A 17,961-nucleotide genomic window follows, 5' to 3' on the forward strand; every position below is an offset into this window, starting at 1 on the left:
CTAGCCGGCGTCGACGTCTGCGAGCCTGACCCGTAGCTCCGCAGCGTGTGGATGGCCGAGTGCGGTGAGGATCTCCAGGGCGGCCTGCCAGTCGGCGCGTGCGGCGTCGATGTCGCCGGCGGCCAGATGGGTGCCGCCGCGGTGGGTCAGGACGTCGGCCTCGTTGTAGCGGTCGCCCGCGTGTCGGAACAGGTCGAGCCCCTGTCGGTAGCAGGCGAGTGCCTCGCGATGATCACCCAGGTGGTGATGGGTGTAGCCGAGGGTGTCCCAGATCGCCGCCTCGCCGTAGGCGTCGCCCAGCTTCTGGTTGAGGGTCAGGGCCTGCGCGCCGTGGACGAGGGCCTGCTGGAGGTCGCCGAGCTGGGCGAGGGCCCACGCGAGTGCGTTGAGGGCACGGGCCTCGCCGAGTTGGTGACCGGCGGCGCGGTAGAGGTCCAGGGCCCCGGCGATCTCGTCGAGGGCGTCGCGCTTGCGGCCCTGCGTCGAGCGCATCCAGGACCGGCTGAAGTGGGTGCTCGCCTGGCCGGTCTGGTCGCCGAGGCGAACGTACAACCGGAGGGCCTCGCGGTAATGGTCTTCGGCCTCGTCGAACTGGTTGATCTGGGCGTTGCAGCGGCCCAGCCGGCGTTCGGAGTAGGCCTGCATGTGCGGGTCGGCGAGGCGTCGGGCGCTGTCGAGGGCGAGGCTCTGGACGGTGAGCCAGTCGTCCCAGTGGCCGCGCAGGTCGAGGAAGTCGTCCATTGTCCGGGCCAGGTGCCACACGTGCGTGTCGAGACCGACCGTGTGCGCGTGGCGGACGGCGGCGAGCAGGGCCGGGCGTTCCGCGGTGAACCAGGCCAGCGCGGCCGCCGGATCGGCCGGCCGGCCGGGGGTCGTGCCGGCCGTCGGCTCCGGGAGGGCGAGCGGCTCAATGCGCTCGAACAGCAGGTGCAGAGCCGCGTGGGCGCTGTGCAGGTAATGGTCGAGGAGCCGGCGTAGCTGTAGGTGCCGTTCGGCGGGATCGTCGTGGGCGGTGGACAGCTCGGCTGCGTAGGCGCGGAGCAGATCGTGCGGAGCGTAGCGGTATGGCCCGTGCTCGGAGAGCAGGTGCGCGTCGACGAGTTCGTCGATGAGGGCGCGCGCCTGCCGTGGCGGAACACCGACCAGGCTGGCCGCGGCGGCCACCCCGATGTCGGGACCGGGAATCGTGCCCAGGCTCCGGAACATCCGCGCCGCCGCCGGCGTCATTGCCCGGTAGGACCAGGAGAACACGGCACGCACGTCGGTAAGGGGGTCACCGCCCGTGAGCGTGTCGAGCCGGTCTCCGGCGTCAGCAAGCTCGCTGCGCAGCTGCGCGAGCGGATAGCGGGCGCGCTCCGTGGCCCGCGCGGCCATGATGACGAGGGCGAGGGGGAGCCGTGCGGCCGCGTGGATCAGTTCGGTGACGATCTGCGGCTCGCGGGCCACCCGGGCAGCGCCAAGTCGGTGGGCCAGCAGGCTCCGCGACTCGGCGTCAGTGAGCACATCCAGGTGCACGGCCAGGGCGGCGTTGCTGGCGACGAGTCCGGTGAGCCGGTTGCGGCTGGTCACCACGACCAGGCAGCCGGCGGCGCCGGGAAGCAGCGGGCGGACCTGCTCGGTGTCGTGTGCGTTGTCCAGTAGGATCAGGACCCGTCGGTCGGCCAGCTCGGTGCGCAGGAGGAGGCTCTGTGCGGCTGAACCGGTCGGGATGCTCTGCGCCGGGATGCCCAGGGCGGCGAGCAGACTGCGCACCGCCTCGGCCACCGTGACCGGCGCACCGGACGGGTCGAACCCGCGCAGGTCAAGGTATAACTGACCGTCAGGGAACCGGTCTCGGACGCGGTGGCTCCAGTGGACGGCGAGGGCGGTCTTGCCCACGCCGGCGGTCCCCGAGATCGCGCAGACGAGCGTCGCCGTCGCGTCCCGGCCGTCGGAGGCCCGCGCCTCGATCGAACCCACCAATGTGTCCAACCGCGCCAGCTCGGCCTCCCGGCCGGTGAACCCGGCAACATCAGCGGGTAGGTGAGCCGGAGGCGAGTGTCTCCGGCTGGCCTCGGGAGCCTCGGCCGACGCGGCCCGGTCGCCGCGCAGCAGCGCCCCGTGCGCGGCCTGGAGCTCTGGGCCCGGGTCGACACCCAGTTCCTCGGCGAATGTCCGGCGAACCTGCTGGTAGACGGTCAGCGCCTCGGCTCGACGCCCCTGCCCGGCCAGTGCGGCCATCAGCAGGATCGCGATCCGCTCGCGGAACGGATGAGCCGCGAGCAGGCTGGACAACTCCTCGGCCGCGGGTTCGTGCCTACCCAGCTGGAGCTCCAGTTCCCACCGCCGCTCGACAACCGCGAGGCGACGGGCGTTCAGCGCCGTGACCGCGTCGCGCAGGCCGGCGCCCTCCAGCCCGGCCAGCGGCGCACCGCGCCACAGCGCCAGCGCCTCGACCAGGAGTGCGACGGCATCTTCGGGACTTCGCGCGGCGAGGTCTTCGGCCCGGGCCGCCAGCTCGCCGAAGGTCCGCTCGTCGTAGCGGTGACCGGTGAGCGTCAGCTGGTAGGCCTCACGCGCGGCGCGGATCGTGCCGGCGGGGGCGCCGGCGGCGGTGAGGACCGATCGCAGCCGGGACACGACGTCTTGCACCTGACGGCGGGCGGTGGCCGGTGGCCGCTCGTCCCAGACGATGTCGACCAGTCGCGGTATCGACACCGGACGGTCGGCGTCGAGAAGCAACGCGGCGAGGACCCGCTCCTGGCGCGCACCGTGCAGCGGAACCCGGTTTCCGGCTGCCCAAACCTCGATCGGACCGAGCAGGCGGAAGTCCATACGACCGGTCAACTCCTAACCCCGTCCGGCGGGCACACGTCGAGGACGCCGTAAGGACGCCGCAAGGACGAGAAGAGAACGGGTGCTTCGACTGTAGCCGCTGAGTAGGTCGCGATGTCGTGCCCGTCACATCGGCGCCGACCGGAAGGGAAAGGCATCAATGGATTTCTATGTGCTGGGCCGCCTCCAGATGCGAAACGGCGGTTGCGCTTACACCCTGCGTCGGACGAAACCGAAGATCGTGCTGGCGGTCCTGCTCGCCCACGCCGATCAGCCCGTCTCCACCGACCGGATCATGCGCGAGCTGTGGGGTGAGCGACCGCCGCAGTCAGCCGCCGCGAACCTCTACACCTACGTCTGCTCGATCCGCGGTCTGCTGACCGCGGGCCGGTCGAAAGCCAAGATCCTCACCGGCGCGGCGGGCTACGTGCTGAACGTCGAGGACGACTGCCTGGACGCCCTGCGCTACCGGCGTCTCGCCGCCCGTGGCCGCGCGCAGCTACGCGACGGAGACCTGCGGAGCGGCGTCGCGCTGCTCGGGCAGGCGGCGCGGCTGTGGCGGGGCAGGCCGCTGGCCGACCTTCCGGCCACCCCGGAGGTCGAGCAGTGGGTCGAAATTCTGGAGGAGCAGCACCGGTCGTTGCTCCGGGACTGGACCGACGGCCGGCTGCGCCTCGGCCAGAACGAGGAACTCGTCGGCGAACTGCGGGCCGGCGTGGCGGCGGATCCCATGTGCGAGCGGCTCTACGTCCAACTCATGCTCGCGCTCTACCGATCCGGACGGGTGGCCGAAGCGCTGGAGGCCTATCGCGACGTGCGCCGGCTCCTGGCCGCCGAGTTGGGCCTCGAACCCGGTCCTGAGCTGACCGGCCTCCAGGGTGCCATCCTCTGCCGCGACCCATCGCTGGCCAATGGCGATCTGAGCACGTGGCTGACCGGCTGTCATGGCTAGCTCGCAGACCGCCAGGAGACTGCCGGCGTTACGCGACGGATGGTGGCAGATCCACCACCGGTCACTGGTCAAGGCGCGGCTGGCCACTGTCCTCTGGCGGTTGCCGGCGATCGTGGCGCGAACCGCGGCGATGGCGTGGCGGGCAAGCCCCTGGGACACGGCAGCGGCGGCGGTGCTCAACCTTGCCGCGAGCGGAGCGATGGCGTGGACGCTGCTGGCGACGCGGACCGCGTTGCAGGCCCTGTTGGCCGAGGGCGCGACACCGGACCGCTTACGCGCCGCGCTTCCACACCTTCTCGCCGTCGCCGTGGCTGTCGCGGTGCGGTCGGGGCTGACTCTCGGCGCCGGTTGGGCACTGGCCCGGCTCGAGCCCCGGGTGTTGACCCTGGCCGAGCGCCGGCTGTTCGAACTGACCACCAGTGTTGACCTCGCCGCCTATGACGACCCGCGGTTCTGCGACGAGCTGGAACGCGCCCGCAAGGGAGGCGCGCAGTCGGTGCAGCAGCTGGTGCGCGCGACGGTCGACCTGGTCGCCGGCTCCCTCGGCCTGGTGGCCGCCGCCACGGCCCTGTTCATCCTGCATCCCCTGCTGATGGTGGCGCTCCTGCTGGCCAGCGTGCCGGGCTTCTGGGCGGCACTGCGCGCGGCGCGCCTGTCCTACCTGAGCATCCATGCCCGCACCAGCCGGCGGCGACGGTTGTGGATGCTCGCCGACCTCATGGCCCTGCGCGAGACCGCGGCCGAAGTGCGCGCGCTCACCATGCGCGGCTACCTGCTCGGCGAGTACGTCGCCACGGCGGAGACGGAAATCTCGGCCGAGCTGGACGTGGCCCGCCGCCAGGCCGCCGCCCGGGCGCTGGGCAGCGTCCTCTCCGGCGCGGCAACGCTGGGCGTCTACGCCGTGCTCGGTGCACTGGTCGGCTGGCACGCCCTGCCGCTGGCCGCGGCCGGGGCGGCCGTGCTGGCCCTCCAGGCCGCCCGCCAGTCGTCCACCCTCGCCATCAACACGATCAATCGCGTGTACGAGGAGGGCCTCTACTTCGGGGACTACAACGACTTCTGCGTCCGCGCCCGCGCCCGCGTCCGCACAGCACCCGCGACCGCGGCGACGCGCCCGCCGGAGCGGATCAGCGTCCGCGACGCCGCGCTCCGCTATCCGAACACCCGCGAACCGGCCCTCGCCGGCATCACTTTCACGGTCCATCGTGGACAAACGATCGCGCTGGTCGGTGAGAACGGATCGGGCAAGACGAGCCTCGCCAGGCTCATCGCCGGCCTCTACCAACCGGACTCCGGCACGGTGTGCTGGAACGACGTGCCGCTCGGCAGCTCCGAGCCCGAACAGGTGTGGCGGCACGTGGGAATGGTCAGCCAGAACTACTGGCACTGGCCGTTCACCGCCGAGGGCAACATCCGTCTCGGCAGCGACCACACGCCTGACGAGGCCGCCACCCACGCCGCGGCGCGCGCGGCCGGCGCGCACGACATGATCCTCGCCCTGCCGGCCGGCTACCAGACGCTGCTGTCGCGCCAGTTCGAAGGGGGCATGGACCTGTCCGGCGGGCAGTGGCAGCGCCTGGCCATGGCTCGTGCGCTGTTCCGCGACGCGCCGCTGCTGATCTGTGACGAGCCCTCCGCCGCACTCGACGCGCGCGCCGAACAGGCGCTGTTCGCGGCCCTGCGCAGGGACGCGGCGCGCCGCATCACCGTGCTCATCACCCACCGCCTAGCCAACATCAGGCACGCCGACCGCATCTACGTGCTCCACAACGGACAGATCATCGAGCAGGGGACCCACGCCGACCTGAGCGCGCTCGGTGGCCGCTACGCGGAGCTGTTCGCCCTGCAAGCCACGGGATACCGAACATGAGTCCAGGAAAGGGACGTGCCGTGACCGGACCGCGCTTCACTGCTGCCGACGTGCTGTTGCTGCGCGCGGCGGTTCATCCGTACGGGAACCCACCCGGCGACACCGGCACCGAGGTCGACACCGACGACGCGGAGGCCTGGTTGGCGCGCGTCCGTGACCTGAGCGCCCATCCCATCCTGCGCGAGGGAATCGCGGTCGCCAGCCCGAGCCTGTCCGACGCGTTGCGGTCCGCACTGGCGGGCGAACGGCCGACGCGGCTGAAGGACCTGCGCCGGCTCGCGGTGAGCCTCGCGCGTTACCGCCTCCGGATGGGTGCACGCCCGACCCCGTTCGGGTTGTTCGCCGGCGTGGCGCCCGCGCGGTTCGTGCCCGCCGGGCAGGCACGGCTCGGCCCTGACCACCGGACGCATACGCGTCCCGACGCCGGCTGGTTGCTGGCGCTGGCGAGCCGCCTGGAGACCGAACCGGCGGTGTTGACCGGGCTCCGCTTGGTCGCCAACGAGGCGGGCACCGTGCGGGGCGGACGGATCGAGCTGACCGACCTGTCCGACGCGGGGGTCGACAACGACGACACGCAGCGCCGGGCCGTGTCGCTGCGGCACACTCCGGCCGTTGCCGCCGCTCTGCGGGCGGCGGTCGCTCCGATCACCCACCGTGCCCTCGTCTCGGCGGTGCGGCTCGGGTTTCCGGGTGTCGACGAGCAGACCGTCGCCGCGATGATCCGTGGCCTCGTCGTGCACGGGTTCCTGCTCACCGATCTTCGTCCGCCGTTCGACTGCGCCGATCCCATCGGCTACCTGCTGGAACGGCTCCCGGGTCACCCCGTGGCCGACCGGTTGCGCCCGATCCGACGGGAGATCGCGGCCTACGACGGCCTTCCGGTCGGGCAGGGGCAGCCCGCTTTCGAATCGCTCCGGACGCGGATGTGCGAGGTGCAGCCGACGAACCATCCTCTCCAGGTCGACCTCGTACTCGACGTCGACGCCGGCATCCCGGCGGTGGTCGCCCGCGAGCTCGAGGAGGCCGCCGAGGCGCTGTGGCGCCTGTCGCCGCGCCGGCCCGGCCGGCCGTGGCTGCGCGACTACCACAGCGCGTTCCTGGAGCGGTACGGCACCGGCCGGGCCGTCGCCCTGACCGAGCTTGTCTCCGAAGACTGCGGCCTCGGCCTACCCGCCCCGTACCGGCGCCCCGGCGATGGTTGGAGCCGCGAACCACGGCGGGCGTCGACCGGCGACGACCCGCGTCGTGACCGGCTACTGGCCCGGCTCGTCGCCGATGCCGCCGCCCGTGGCGCGCGGGAGGTCGTGCTCGACGACGCCCTGATGACGCGACTCGACCGCGAAGGGTCCGACGATCACGCTCGCGGAGGTCCGCCGGCGTCGATGGAGATGTACGCGCATCTGATGGCGCGATCCGTCACGGCGATGCATGACGGCGATTTCCTGCTCGTGCTCGGGCCCTACCTCGGTTCGAGCCGGGCCGGCGCGATGCTGGGCCGCTTCGCCCACCTTCTCGGCGACATCGGAGCGGACCTGGCAAAGCTGATCCGGGATGTCAACGACACAGACCACGGTAACGCCACAGCCGTCGTGGCCGCCCTGGCTTACCAGCCCCGGGTGGGCCGGCTGGCCAACGTGATGACCTCAACCCGCTGGCTCGATCACCGCCTACCGGTGGGTGTCGGGTCGTTCGACCCCGCGGTCGTCGACCTGCCGCCGTCGGACCTCGCGGTGACGGCCACGCCGGACCGGCTCGTGCTCCTCTCGTCGCGGCTGGGCCGGGCGGTCCTACCCGCGGTATTCAACGTTCTCAACCCGACCGTTCTCGCCCCCGGCGTCGCACGCTTCCTCGACGATCTCGGCCATGAGGGCACCTGCGGCCTGCGGAGCTGGGACTGGGGACCGCTCGGCAGCGCGCCCTTTCTGCCGCGGGTCAGCCGCGGGCGAACCGTCCTCGCACCGGCGCGGTGGCTGGTCGACGAGGCGCTGCTCGCCGACGGTGCGGCGGCGGCCGGACCATGGCTAAACCGGCTGGCGCGGTGGCGCGACGCGGCGCGGGTGCCCGATCGGGTGCTGCTCGTCGACGGCGACCAGTGCATGCCGCTCGATCTCGACGACCCGCTGCACCGCCTCCTGTTCCGCCGTGAATGCGAGCGCCGCGACGACCTGCTCGTCCAGGAGGTCGTGGGTGACCACGACACCGACGGATGGTTGCGCGGTCCGGACGGGCCACACCGCTGCGAGATCGTCGTGCCGCTGGTGTCCCGGAAGGCGAACGGCGACGACCAAGGTGGAGCGCGCCACCCCGCGCCCGCGGTGCGTACCCGTGACCAACTCCACCTGCCCGGCGGGGAGTGGCTTTACGCGAAGGTCTACACGGGCGCGAGAAGCGTGCCGGAACTGCTTCGCGACCATGTCGACGGCCTGCTCGACCTCGTCGGACCCGGCGTCGTCGACCGCTGGTTCTTCGTGCGGTACGCGGACCCGCTGCCCCATCTGAGGTTGCGCATGCACGGCGAGCCGGAGGCGCTGTGGGCCGCCGCGCTGCCGGCGCTTCGTGAGTGGGCCGCCGGCCTGCGTCGCTCGGGCCTGGTCGGCCAGGTCGTGCTGGACGGCTACGACCCGGAGATCGAACGCTACGGCGGCCCAGACGTTCTCGCCGAGGCCGAGCGGGCGTTCCACGCCGACAGCCTGTCCGCGGTCGCGATGCTCCGCGTGCTCGACTCCTACGCGTCGACGTCGGACCGCGTCCTCATCGGGGCGCTGAGTGTCCTCGACCTGCTCGCCGCGCTCGGCGGGCCCGACGACCTTCCCGGCTGGCTCGCGCGCACCGGGACCAGGCAGCAGCACCGCGAGGCGTTCGCCGCGCGGCGCCGGGAGGCACTCCTGCTAGCCGATCCAGGTGGCGACTGGTACGAACTGGCGCGGCGCCCGGGCGGTGCGGAACTGGTGGCGGCGTGGCGCTCGCGACGGCCCGCCGTCGCCGACTACGGGTGCGCGCTGCGCCGCCGCGGGTGCGACGCCATCGAGACGGTCGCCGCCAGCCTGGCGCACATGCATGTCAACCGCGTCTTCGGCATCGACTCGACCCTGGAGGGCCAGATCCACGCCGTGGCCCGCAACACGGTCATCGCCCGCGCCGAGCGCGAGCGGTTCGGCCGCCGTTGACGCGAAACGGGTCCGGCCGAACTGGCCGGACCCGCTCTGTCGTCGACGTGAATCAGCTGACCGGTGCCGTTCCGGTGCCCGTCATGAAGTCGGCCGGCGCGGTGCCGGTGCCGGTCATGTGCTGGCCCGACGCCAGCGGCGGCTCGGTCTCCACACGCAGATCCAACGCGAACTCATCAGTGGTGCGTTCGTCGGACATGGTTCGTCCTTCCTCTCGGCGCGCCATCGGCGCGCGCAACCTGTTCCCGCCAGCGTGCGCGCGGCTGCTACGCCGGTCCTACACGTCCACCGCGCGTATCCGGCGTGTAGATCGGGCCGTCAGCCTGGATCGATGACGTGGAAACGCCGCCGGTCGACGGGGGTCTTCGTGGCGGCCCACTTCTTCACCAGTGTCGGCTTCGGGCTCTACTCCACCGGCACGGTGATCTACTTCAACCGCGTCGTGGGGCTTTCGCCGTCGCAGGTGGGTATCGGCCTGTCGGTGTCCGGCCTGTTGTGGATCGCGCTCGCCGTTCCGGTCGGTCGTTTGGTCGACCGGGTCGGGCCACGGGAGGCGGCGGTGGTGGCGGGCCTGTCGCTGGCCCTGGCCCTGGCGGTGGCGGCGCACGCGCGAAGCTTCGAGACCTACCTCGCTGTCATCGCGGCCGTCGGGTTCCTGGAGCAGACCGCCATCATCGCCGGCAACGCGCTGCTGGCCGGCGTGGTCGCCGACGACGACCGGGTCCCGCTGCTGGCCCTGCTCCGCAGCGTCTTCAACGTCGGCCTCACGGTGGGCGTCCTCCTGACCGGCCTCGCCGTCGCGGCCGGCTCACCCGCCGGATACCGGTGGCTCTTCCTCGGCGCCGCTGCTGCGGCGGCCGCAGCGGCAGCGGTGACCACGGTCCAGCCGCGGGTGGCCGGAGCTCCCGCGGGTGGGCGCGGGCCGTGGTCCGCGCTGGCGGACCTTCCGTATGTCTCCCTGGCCGTCGTCGGCGGGCTCGTCACGGTGCACGACGTCATCCTCGGCGTCGGCCTGCCGCTCTGGATCGTCAGCTGGACGCAGGCGCCGGCGGCCGTGGCGGCATGGGTCATCGGGCTCAACACGGTGCTGGTGGTCGCCCTCCAGGTGCGGGCGTCCCGGCTCGCGGTCACCGTCGACGGCGCGCGCCGGTTGCAGCGGCGGGCCTGCGTCGCTGTCGCCCTCGCCTGCGTGGTGTTCGGTCTGACCCGTGGACCGACCGCCGGTCCGGCGACCGCGCTGCTCATCCTCGGCGTCGTCGTGTTGACCGCGGGCGAACTGTGGAGTTCCGCCGCGAACTGGCGGTTGCGATTCGCGTTCGCCGACCCGACCGCGCAGGGACAGTACGCGGGGGTCTTCTCGCTCGGCATCGCGCTGCGCGGCGTGATCGGTCCCGTCCTGGTCGCCACGCTGATCGGCGGCCTGCGGTCGATCGGCTGGATCGTGCTCGCCCTGTTCTTCGCCCTCATGTTCCTTCTGATCAACCCGGTGGTGGAAACCGCCGGACGGAGGTTGCGTAGTGCCTGATAACCGGGAAAACGCGGTCGAGACCGAATTCTCGTACTACCGCGACGATCTGGCCCTCGTACACGACAGCGGCTTCGACTTCCACGGCGGTCGCTGCGCGCCCGGCATCCTCGACCTGCTCGAACCGGTGCGGCGCCGCGGCGGTGTCGTCCTGGAGCTGGGGTGCGGGAGCGGATCGCTGACCGGCCACCTGCTCGACGCCGGCCACCGCGTCATCGCCACCGACGGCTCGCCGGCCATGCTCGCCCGGGCCCGCACCCGGCTACCGGCGGCGGACCTCCGGCGCCTCGTCCTACCCGCCGACCGACTGCCGACCGTCGATGCCGTGGTGGGCGTCGGACACGTCCTCAACTACCTGGTCGACGAGGAGTCGGTCACGCGCACGATGACGGCGATCGCCGGCGCGCTGCGCCCCGGAGGCGTCCTCGCGATCGACGTCATCGACCTCGGCTGGGCCGACGACTGGCGGAACGTGGCGTCTCTGGCACGCGTACACGAGGACTGGGCCGTGTTCTCGCGATCCGTCGCGACCGAAAGCCGACGCATGGTGCAGGAGGTGACGACGTTCGTGCGGTCCGCGAACGCGTCGTGGCGACGCAGCGACGAGCGGCACGAGAACGTTCTGCTCGACGTCACCGGGTTGGTCGCCGTTCTGGAGCGGCACGGCATGACGGCCCGGAAGCGTACGTCGTTCGGCAGCGAACGGCTGCCGACGGGCCTGGTCGCCGTCGTCGGACAGAAGTGATCAGCGCGGAGCGTACCGGGCCCGACGCGCGCGGGTGAGCATGACGTTCCGCGCCACGGACAGCACCTGATTCTCCAGCGTGCGGTCCAGGCCGAACAGTCGGTTGCAGTGCATGTGGGCCAGGCTCCGGGCGATCGAATGCATCGGCGTTGCGGGGTCGCCCGCCGAGCCCAGCGCGGACCGGTAATCCGCCAGGGCCGGGCGCCGCCGGTCCCAGGCCGCCAGCAGGTCGTCACCCCCCGGAAGCTGCCGCAGCTCGGTCCAGGCACCGCCGGGATCGGCCAGGCGAAGAGCCTGTTCGCGCCGTGCGGTGAACGTCTTGCGGTAGTCACCGTTGGCGCCGGTACGCGCCAGCCAGTCCGCCGCCTCGTCCTCTTGGCCCATCGCGGCGAACATGTGCAGCACACTCAATGCGCCGACCATGACGGGATCCGCGGTGGAGCAGTGCAGCTCGAGCAACCGCAACATGCGGATCACCGCTTCACTGTCTGCGTGGAAGACCCGCTCCGCCGGCTCGATGAGCGGTGCCCCGCCATACCGCTCGACCTCCGGGTCGTAGCTGTCCAATGCCAGGTGACTGACGAGACCCGCCTGCCGCAGCCCGAGGACCCAGTCGCGCAGCCTCGGCAGCGAGTCGGACCACAGGTCGGTCGGCGACCCTGAGATACGGAGCCGCAGGTGTGCACCCGGGTCGGCATACCGGATGAAGAACCACCGCGACAGTGCACCGGCGGCGAGCCGCTCGAGCAGCGCCGGAAGGTGGTCGCGGGCGAGTTCGGTGAGCCGGCCAGCGGACGTGTAGATCTTCGCGTACAACCATTCCCCGCCCGGCAGGTGCAATTGGTCGCGGTCCCGGACCTGCGTTGCCGTGCCGGGCGGGACCGCGACCGGGTTGGTCGGGGCCGGTTCCCGCCGCACCATCGGGACGACGATCTCGCAGTGGTGCGGCCCGTCCGGGGATCGGAGCCATCCGTCCACGAAGGAATCCTCGAGCACCTCCCGGACGGTGAAGGCGCCACGCCGCTCGCATGACCGGCGAAACAGCTCGCGGTGCGACGACTCGTCCAGGTCCAGGGTCAGCACCCGGTCCCCTTCGGCGACGACGATCCGCTGCGGCACGCCGGCTGCCTCGCGCCAGGCGGCGAGTCGCCGCGACCAGTCCGGCCGGGTCGCGTTCGGTCCGGCGAGCGCATCGTCGATGCGCCAGGTGGCCAGTGCGAGGATGGTCCTGCCACGCCGGATCCGGGGCAGGAACGGGACGTCGCGCATGGCGCCCCAGTTCCATCCCTGCACGGGGCAGAACCCTTCACGGCCGAGGTCGTCGAGGAACCGGACCATGCCGGTCCCGGACAGGCTCAGGTTGGCGACGTTGAAGCGGATCGGCCGGACGCGCCGGCCGAGTCGGCGCGACACCAGGACCAACTGGTCGCTCGTCGCGACGACCGCGAGGTCGTCGGGGGACAGATCGACCGCCGATGACTCGAACGTGCCGACCCCCACCGCAATGTGGTGTGCCAGCCAGCGGGGCGAGGTCAGGATGTTGTTCGTCCGGTCAGACGTGGGGCGATACACGAGGGCCGCTCGGATCTCGTCGCCGGTGTCCTCGTCGGCCCCCCGCGCCACGCGGCCCATCTCCTCGTTTCCGTCGGGGAGCAGGGTCGCGAACCGGCTGGAGACGGCGCCGGCCGGACTGGATCCCACGTAGGGGCCGAAGGCCAGCCGGAAGTCGCCCGCCTCCAGCGCCGCCATCGACGGCGCCATCAGCCGCGCCTTGACGTCGATCGAGGGGTGCGGTCGGGCCCCCGCCGCCGGTTCCCCGGCAAGCCGGTCGACCAGGTCGTCGTCCAGGCACACTTCCCGTCGCTCGTTCGCGACGGCGTCCGCCACAACCCGGGCGAGCAGGCGGTTCCGGTCGACATCGGGATCGACAGTGGACAGCTGCTGCTTCGCCCGCAGACCGCCATCGCGCCGATACGTGTCGGGCAGGCCAAGGCCGATCTCCTCCGACAGCAGTTCTGTCAATGGCACCGGCCGGCCGGTGCCGTAGCGTTGCAGGAAATCACGGTGGTAACCGCGCAGGCGCGGGCTTCCGGGCTGCCCCGGAGACAGCCGCCAAAGGGTCTCCATCGCCTGCTCCAACTCCCGCGCGACCAGCGTCGGGATACGGACCTCGGCACGCACCGCGAGGTCGACGTGGAGCACGTCGTCGGCCGGCCGCGCCGAGCGCATCCGGTCGGTCAACCGCTCCAGCACCGGCAGACCTTCGCCGGGTGCCAACCGGTCGTATTCGACCATCGCACTCCTGATCGCGCCGAGCTCTTCAGCGGCGGGGTGCGCACCGATCCGGTCCAGCACGTGTCCGATGGGCTCGGCGCACTCGGACGGCGGCCGGAGGTCGGTGAGGAGGAGGCGGTGGCGGACCAGCCCACCGAGCAGTTGCAGCGATCGGCTCGCGGATGCGCCGGGCCATCTGGCGGTGAGGAGTTCGGCCAGGTCCGCAGCGCCGATCGGAGTCGTGGCCGCATCGAGAGCCGCCTGCACGGCAGGAGTGCACCGCAGCGAGGTGACCGGTTCCGGGTCGGCGTCCTGCGGCGCCGGGCCGGCCCGGTCCATCAACTCGAGCCGTCCGCCGCGCACGACGTACGACGCGTTCGTCACCACCAGCAGCCGGGGAAGCACGGCCGGGTCGGTCTCCAGGGTCGAAACTAGGCCGGCGAGCCATCCCATGTCCGGCCGGGCGCGGGTCCGGTGACTGCCGTTCAGGTGGGCGGCACCGGTCTCCTCGAATCGTGCCCGGGCCACGCCGGCGAACAGTCCGAACGGCGTGGCCCGGGTCGACATCCGCATCCGGTACGACTCCAGACTCAGCAGCAGCCGGCGCAGATCCTTCTGCTTCGGTGACACCCGCCCGGTCAGTGCGGCGTCCAACGCCCTCGAGAGGCTGGAACTGGCGACCGCGACCGCCTCGCGGAGCACCGGGTCACTGGCCAGCTCCCTGATCCGGTCCAGAAGGCTCTCGGCGTTTTCGCCGAATTCGTCGCCGTCCCGCGGGGTGGTCGCGCGACCCCATCCAAGCGGCCGCGCGGCGACGCGCACCAGCAGGACGTCCGCGCAACGGAAATCCGGTTTCGGCAATGACTCACCCACGAGTTCCTCCCTCTGTGGCTGGCGAAGCAGTGCGTGAAGCGCGACGTGCCGCGGGCGGCTACATCTGAACCAGCCGTTCGTTCGCCATCTCCAGCACCATCTGCTCGACCTCGTCGTAGCTGACGGCGTACTCACCGCCGAGCCGCTGCGCGATCGCCGTCACCGGCGTGCGGCCGTCGCACAGCTGCAACAGCGACCAGGTGGCCGGGTTGATGCGTCGTACCGCACCGTCGAGGTCACCGCGCTTGAGGAAGAGGAACAGCGTCTCGTCGCCGGTCGACGCGACGGACGCCGATCCGTTTCGCAGGTCGGCAAGGACGGACTCGATGTCACTGCGGTGCCGTCGGATCCGGATACCGCTGGCCGCGATCGGCACCCGGGAGCCGGGGCCGACCACATCGGAAAGGACGAGGGCACCCGCACCGCGGCGTGGGAAGAGCGGGTCGCCGTCTTGGCTCTCCAGGTCGAGGCGGGTCCACAACAGATCCAGCTCGAAGGCGGCCGCCGCCGGGGCGGCCTCCGGTAGCGTCGCGGCCTGCTCCGTGATCCAGGCGACGGCGGCCGCACCGCCCGCGTATGTGCGGTGTGCCGCACTCGGGTGGGCGTCCGCGGCAACCTGCGCCAGGGCGTGGCCCCGCGAGTCGCCCAGCACCGCCATGGTCGCCGGCATGAACCGGCGAAGAAGATCCCACCGGTCGTCGGGGGCCGGCGGCGTGGCCGCGGGGCGGTCCCGGTCGGCCCGGAGGTCGGCGGCCCGCCGGAACAGCCGCTCGTAGTCGGCTGCCAGTTCGACGTCCGTACCGACGTCCGCCATGAGCCGCTGGCCTTCCCGGCCGACCTGCTGCGCCGCGGCCGGGTCGGCAGCGATCCGGGCGAGAACGCCGGCCAGCTCCGCGGCGTCGGTCGGATCCTCGACGACGTAACAGTTCCGGCCCTGCTGGAACTCATCGCGGACCCGCTGCTTCTCCGCGATCTCCCGGGACATCACCAGACAGGTGCCGACGGTGAGCACTTCGGCCGGCACGCCCGGAGTGTGGATCGTGATGGGGAAGCGGCGTTCGAGGAAACAAGCGGCGGTGAGGCTCCGCAGAAACTCCGGCACCCGCCAGTGGGGGAGGAACGGCAACGTCCAGGTGCGGTCGGCGAGGCCGGCGTTCCCTACCGCTTCGAGGAAGCGTTCCCGCCACATTCCTCCGGCCATGACGAGGAAGTTGAACTCGTGGCCGGCGGCTCGGCATTTGGCCAGTGCGTCGACCAGATCGTAGCTGCCCTTGTATTGGCTGATCTTCCCGTAGATGCCGAACGTCGCCCGGTCTTTCGGCAACGGGGCGGTGTTGGTGATCCAGGGGTGCCCGGCAGCCGCCAGCTCGGCGATCGTGGCGTCGATGTCGAGTGCGGGCGTATCGGCATGGGGGAAGGCGGCCAGTCGGCGCGGTCCCAGATTGGTCACCCGCGCGGGATCGACCCCGAATCCCTCGATCGTTCCCGGCCGGGCCACCACGAGGTCCGCCCGCCGCAGCACCTCCCGGTATGCCAGCGACAGTTCCGGATGTGCCATCAGCCGGGTCCGGTCGCTGCCCGCGTGCTGCACGACGTGCGGCACGCCGGTCCATTGCGCCGCGAGATGCGCGGCCAGCCCGTAGGGCTCCAGGTAGTAGGAGTAGACGACGTCCGCGTCGATTCGCCGAATCTCCTCCGTGGCCAGGCTGGCGAGTTTGGTGACGAAGGGCTTGCTCGCCGGAATGTACGCGGCGAACTTGCGGCCCAGGCCCGACGTGGGGACCAGCGAAACACTGCCGCCGTTCGGGAAGGACGCCTCCAGTCGCGCGCGGTCCTCCGGCCGCATCCACATCCGGTAGTCGTCCTCGACCTCGTCCGCGTTGGTGACCACGCTGACCTGGTGCCCGGCGGCGGCGAGCGCCATCACTACGCGGTAGCTCAGGGCGCTGACGCCGCCCTCGATCGGCGGGTACTTGACAACGGCGCAAATGCGCATGACGAACACATCCTCACGGTTATGGCTGATCAAGGACCGGGACGCCCAGCGGCGCCGGCAGCAGACGAATGAGTGACTGCTGCGCCGCGCGGTGCAGCACTTCCCGGGCGTCGCGCCGCGCCGACGGGGTGCTCCCGGCCACGGCGACGACGGCATCCAGGGATGACCGGCCGTCGCATCGCGACAGCAACCGCGCGGTAATGACACCGAGCCGGTGGCACGCGGGACGGCCGGACCGCGCGTCGCGCCGCAAAAGGACACCCCCTGGTCGCTGCTCGATCGACGACAGGTCCGCGAGGGAGGGCCGCGCGGGGAGCCCGAGGATGTCGCAGCCGACGGTGATGACGCACAGCCCGGGGAGCAGCTCCGGGAATACCTTCGTGCCGAGGGCTTCGGCCGCCGGGTGTTCCTCGCAGCCCTCGGCGGTGGAGACCGGCGGGAGGCCCGCGACCGCCACCTCCAGCCGTGCCAGGTCCGCGACACCGGCCGGCAGCCAGCCGACCCGGCGATCCAACCAGGCCACGAAGTCATGGCCGTGGGTGACCGCCCGCAGCATGTCCACGTCCGGTCGCCGCATCGCGTCCGCCACGTATTCGAACAACGTGCGGCCCGCGTCGTGCTCCTGGAGCAGCTTGAGAGTCTGCGGCAGCATCTGCTCCAGCAGCACGACCCGCTTGGCCTGGAGCATGTGCAAGGACAGGTGCAGCGAGCGCGGGCTCGCCGAGCTGAGCAGGACGAGCTCGTCGGCGGTGAGCCCGTAAAGGGAACGCAGCGACTCGGGCTCGCGGCGCAACGTCTCCTGGAGTTGGTGCGACACGAGGATGTTGGCGTACGCCGCGTAGAACGCGGGACTGGTCATGCGCGCACCGGCGCCCGCATCGCGGCGCGAACCCGGCCCACTTCGGTCAGCAGCTCGCCGAAGTCCTCCGGGAAGTCCTGATCCCGCTCGATCATCCCCGCCTTCAGCGGCACCCGGCGCAGCACATCGTCGAACAGCCGCCACGCCGGCTCAGGCACCGCCGTGGAGTGGGAGTCGAGCAGAACACCGGGTTCCTCGATCCCTCCGGCCAGGTGAACCTGCACGACGCGCTCCATGGGAATCAGGTCGAGGAAATGCTGCGGGTCGAACCCGTGATTGACGGCATTGGTGTGCAGGTTCGTCACGTCCAGCAACAAGCCGCAGTCACAATGCTCGAAGAACTCGGCGATGAACTCGGCCTCGGACATACCGGTCTGCAGATCCACGTGGTAGGTGATGTTCTCCAGGATGAAGGGGACACCCACCGCCTCCTGCACCCGTTGCGCCTTACCGGCGAGCTCCCGGGCCAGTGCGGTCGAGCGGGGCAACGGCGTCAGCGATCCCAGACTGACCCCGCCCGCCCGGGTGAAACAGAGATGGTCGCTGAAGTAGGGCGCGTCGATCGCCTTGACCAGACGGGCCAACGCGTCGAGGTAGTCCGGGTCCACCTCACCGGGGGAGCCGATCGACATCTCGATGCCGTGCGGCACGAGGGGGAACAGCTCCCGCAACTCACCCAGGGTCCGGTCGTCGCGCTGACCGCCGAGAAGAAAGTGTTCGGTGATGAGCTCTAGCCAGTCGATGTCGTCGTGGTGGGCAACGATCTGGTCGTGCAACTCGGTCCGGAAACCGAGGCCGGCCCCGAGGGCCGGGACTGCGGAAAGGGAACGCATCGCTATCGCCTCTGGATCGGCATTCACTGGACAGGCACGGGCGGTGGCGCGCC

General features: G+C 71.4%; 11 protein-coding genes. 5 read left to right on the forward strand and 6 right to left on the reverse strand.

From position 1 onward, the window contains the following. On the reverse strand, positions 1–2,826 hold the full coding sequence (locus DFJ67_RS28420) for an AfsR/SARP family transcriptional regulator (RefSeq protein ID WP_147315633.1): 2,826 nt from the start codon (positions 2,824–2,826) through the stop codon (positions 1–3). Between the two features lie 148 nt (positions 2,827–2,974). On the opposite strand from DFJ67_RS28420, the gene DFJ67_RS28425 reads away from it, so the two are divergent. The 3 genes from DFJ67_RS28425 to DFJ67_RS28435 are packed head-to-tail and all read left to right on the forward strand — an operon-like array spanning position 2,975 to position 8,803. Beyond that, positions 2,975–3,766 carry an AfsR/SARP family transcriptional regulator gene (locus DFJ67_RS28425; protein WP_116070840.1) on the forward strand — a complete coding sequence of 264 codons (792 nt, stop codon included), beginning with the start codon at positions 2,975–2,977 and terminating at the stop codon, positions 3,764–3,766. Beyond that, complete coding sequence (locus tag DFJ67_RS28430; RefSeq protein ID WP_116070841.1) at positions 3,759–5,636, forward strand: ABC transporter ATP-binding protein; 1,878 nt, start codon at positions 3,759–3,761, stop codon at positions 5,634–5,636. The genes DFJ67_RS28425 and DFJ67_RS28430 overlap by 8 nt, the downstream gene beginning before the upstream one ends. 20 nt (positions 5,637–5,656) lie before the next feature. Then, positions 5,657–8,803, forward strand: coding sequence for a lantibiotic dehydratase (locus DFJ67_RS28435; protein WP_170216018.1), 3,147 nt, complete (start codon positions 5,657–5,659; stop codon positions 8,801–8,803). 52 nt (positions 8,804–8,855) lie between these two features. On the opposite strand, the gene DFJ67_RS42925 is transcribed toward DFJ67_RS28435, so the two are convergent. After that, a complete protein-coding gene (locus DFJ67_RS42925) occupies positions 8,856–9,002 on the reverse strand; it encodes a hypothetical protein (RefSeq protein ID WP_170216019.1) in 147 nt (48 codons plus the stop codon). Between the two features lie 132 nt (positions 9,003–9,134). Between DFJ67_RS42925 and DFJ67_RS28440 the strand changes: the two genes are divergently transcribed. Both DFJ67_RS28440 and DFJ67_RS28445 read left to right on the forward strand, forming a co-directional pair. After that, positions 9,135–10,328, forward strand: coding sequence for an MFS transporter (locus DFJ67_RS28440; RefSeq protein ID WP_170216020.1), 1,194 nt, complete (start codon positions 9,135–9,137; stop codon positions 10,326–10,328). Continuing rightward, positions 10,321–11,073, forward strand: a complete 753-nt coding sequence (locus DFJ67_RS28445) for a class I SAM-dependent methyltransferase (protein ID WP_116070844.1) — start codon at positions 10,321–10,323, stop codon at positions 11,071–11,073. The genes DFJ67_RS28440 and DFJ67_RS28445 overlap by 8 nt, the downstream gene beginning before the upstream one ends. Here DFJ67_RS28445 and DFJ67_RS28450 read toward each other — a convergent pair whose 3' ends face one another. From DFJ67_RS28450 to DFJ67_RS28465, 4 genes are read right to left on the reverse strand one after another with little or no spacing between them, the layout of a single operon-like run. Next, a complete protein-coding gene (locus tag DFJ67_RS28450) occupies positions 11,074–14,355 on the reverse strand; it encodes a lantibiotic dehydratase (protein ID WP_116070845.1) in 3,282 nt (1,093 codons plus the stop codon). Then, the gene (locus DFJ67_RS28455) at positions 14,279–16,216 is read right to left on the reverse strand and encodes a PqqD family peptide modification chaperone (RefSeq protein WP_170216021.1); all 1,938 of its coding nucleotides are present in this window, start codon (positions 16,214–16,216) and stop codon (positions 14,279–14,281) included. Before DFJ67_RS28455 ends, DFJ67_RS28450 begins: the two co-directional genes overlap by 77 nt. A 19-nt stretch (positions 16,217–16,235) precedes the next feature. Continuing rightward, positions 16,236–17,075 (reverse strand): hypothetical protein, encoded by an 840-nt coding sequence (locus tag DFJ67_RS42930; RefSeq protein WP_170216022.1) that lies wholly within the window; start codon positions 17,073–17,075, stop codon positions 16,236–16,238. Further along, positions 17,072–17,908, reverse strand: coding sequence for an MbnB/TglH/ChrH family RiPP precursor modification enzyme (locus DFJ67_RS28465; RefSeq protein WP_116070848.1), 837 nt, complete (start codon positions 17,906–17,908; stop codon positions 17,072–17,074). Before DFJ67_RS28465 ends, DFJ67_RS42930 begins: the two co-directional genes overlap by 4 nt. Between the last annotated feature and the right edge of the window lie 53 nt (positions 17,909–17,961).

The sequence above is a fragment of the Asanoa ferruginea genome (assembly GCF_003387075.1).
GTDB classification, from domain to species: Bacteria; Actinomycetota; Actinomycetes; order Mycobacteriales; family Micromonosporaceae; genus Asanoa; species Asanoa ferruginea.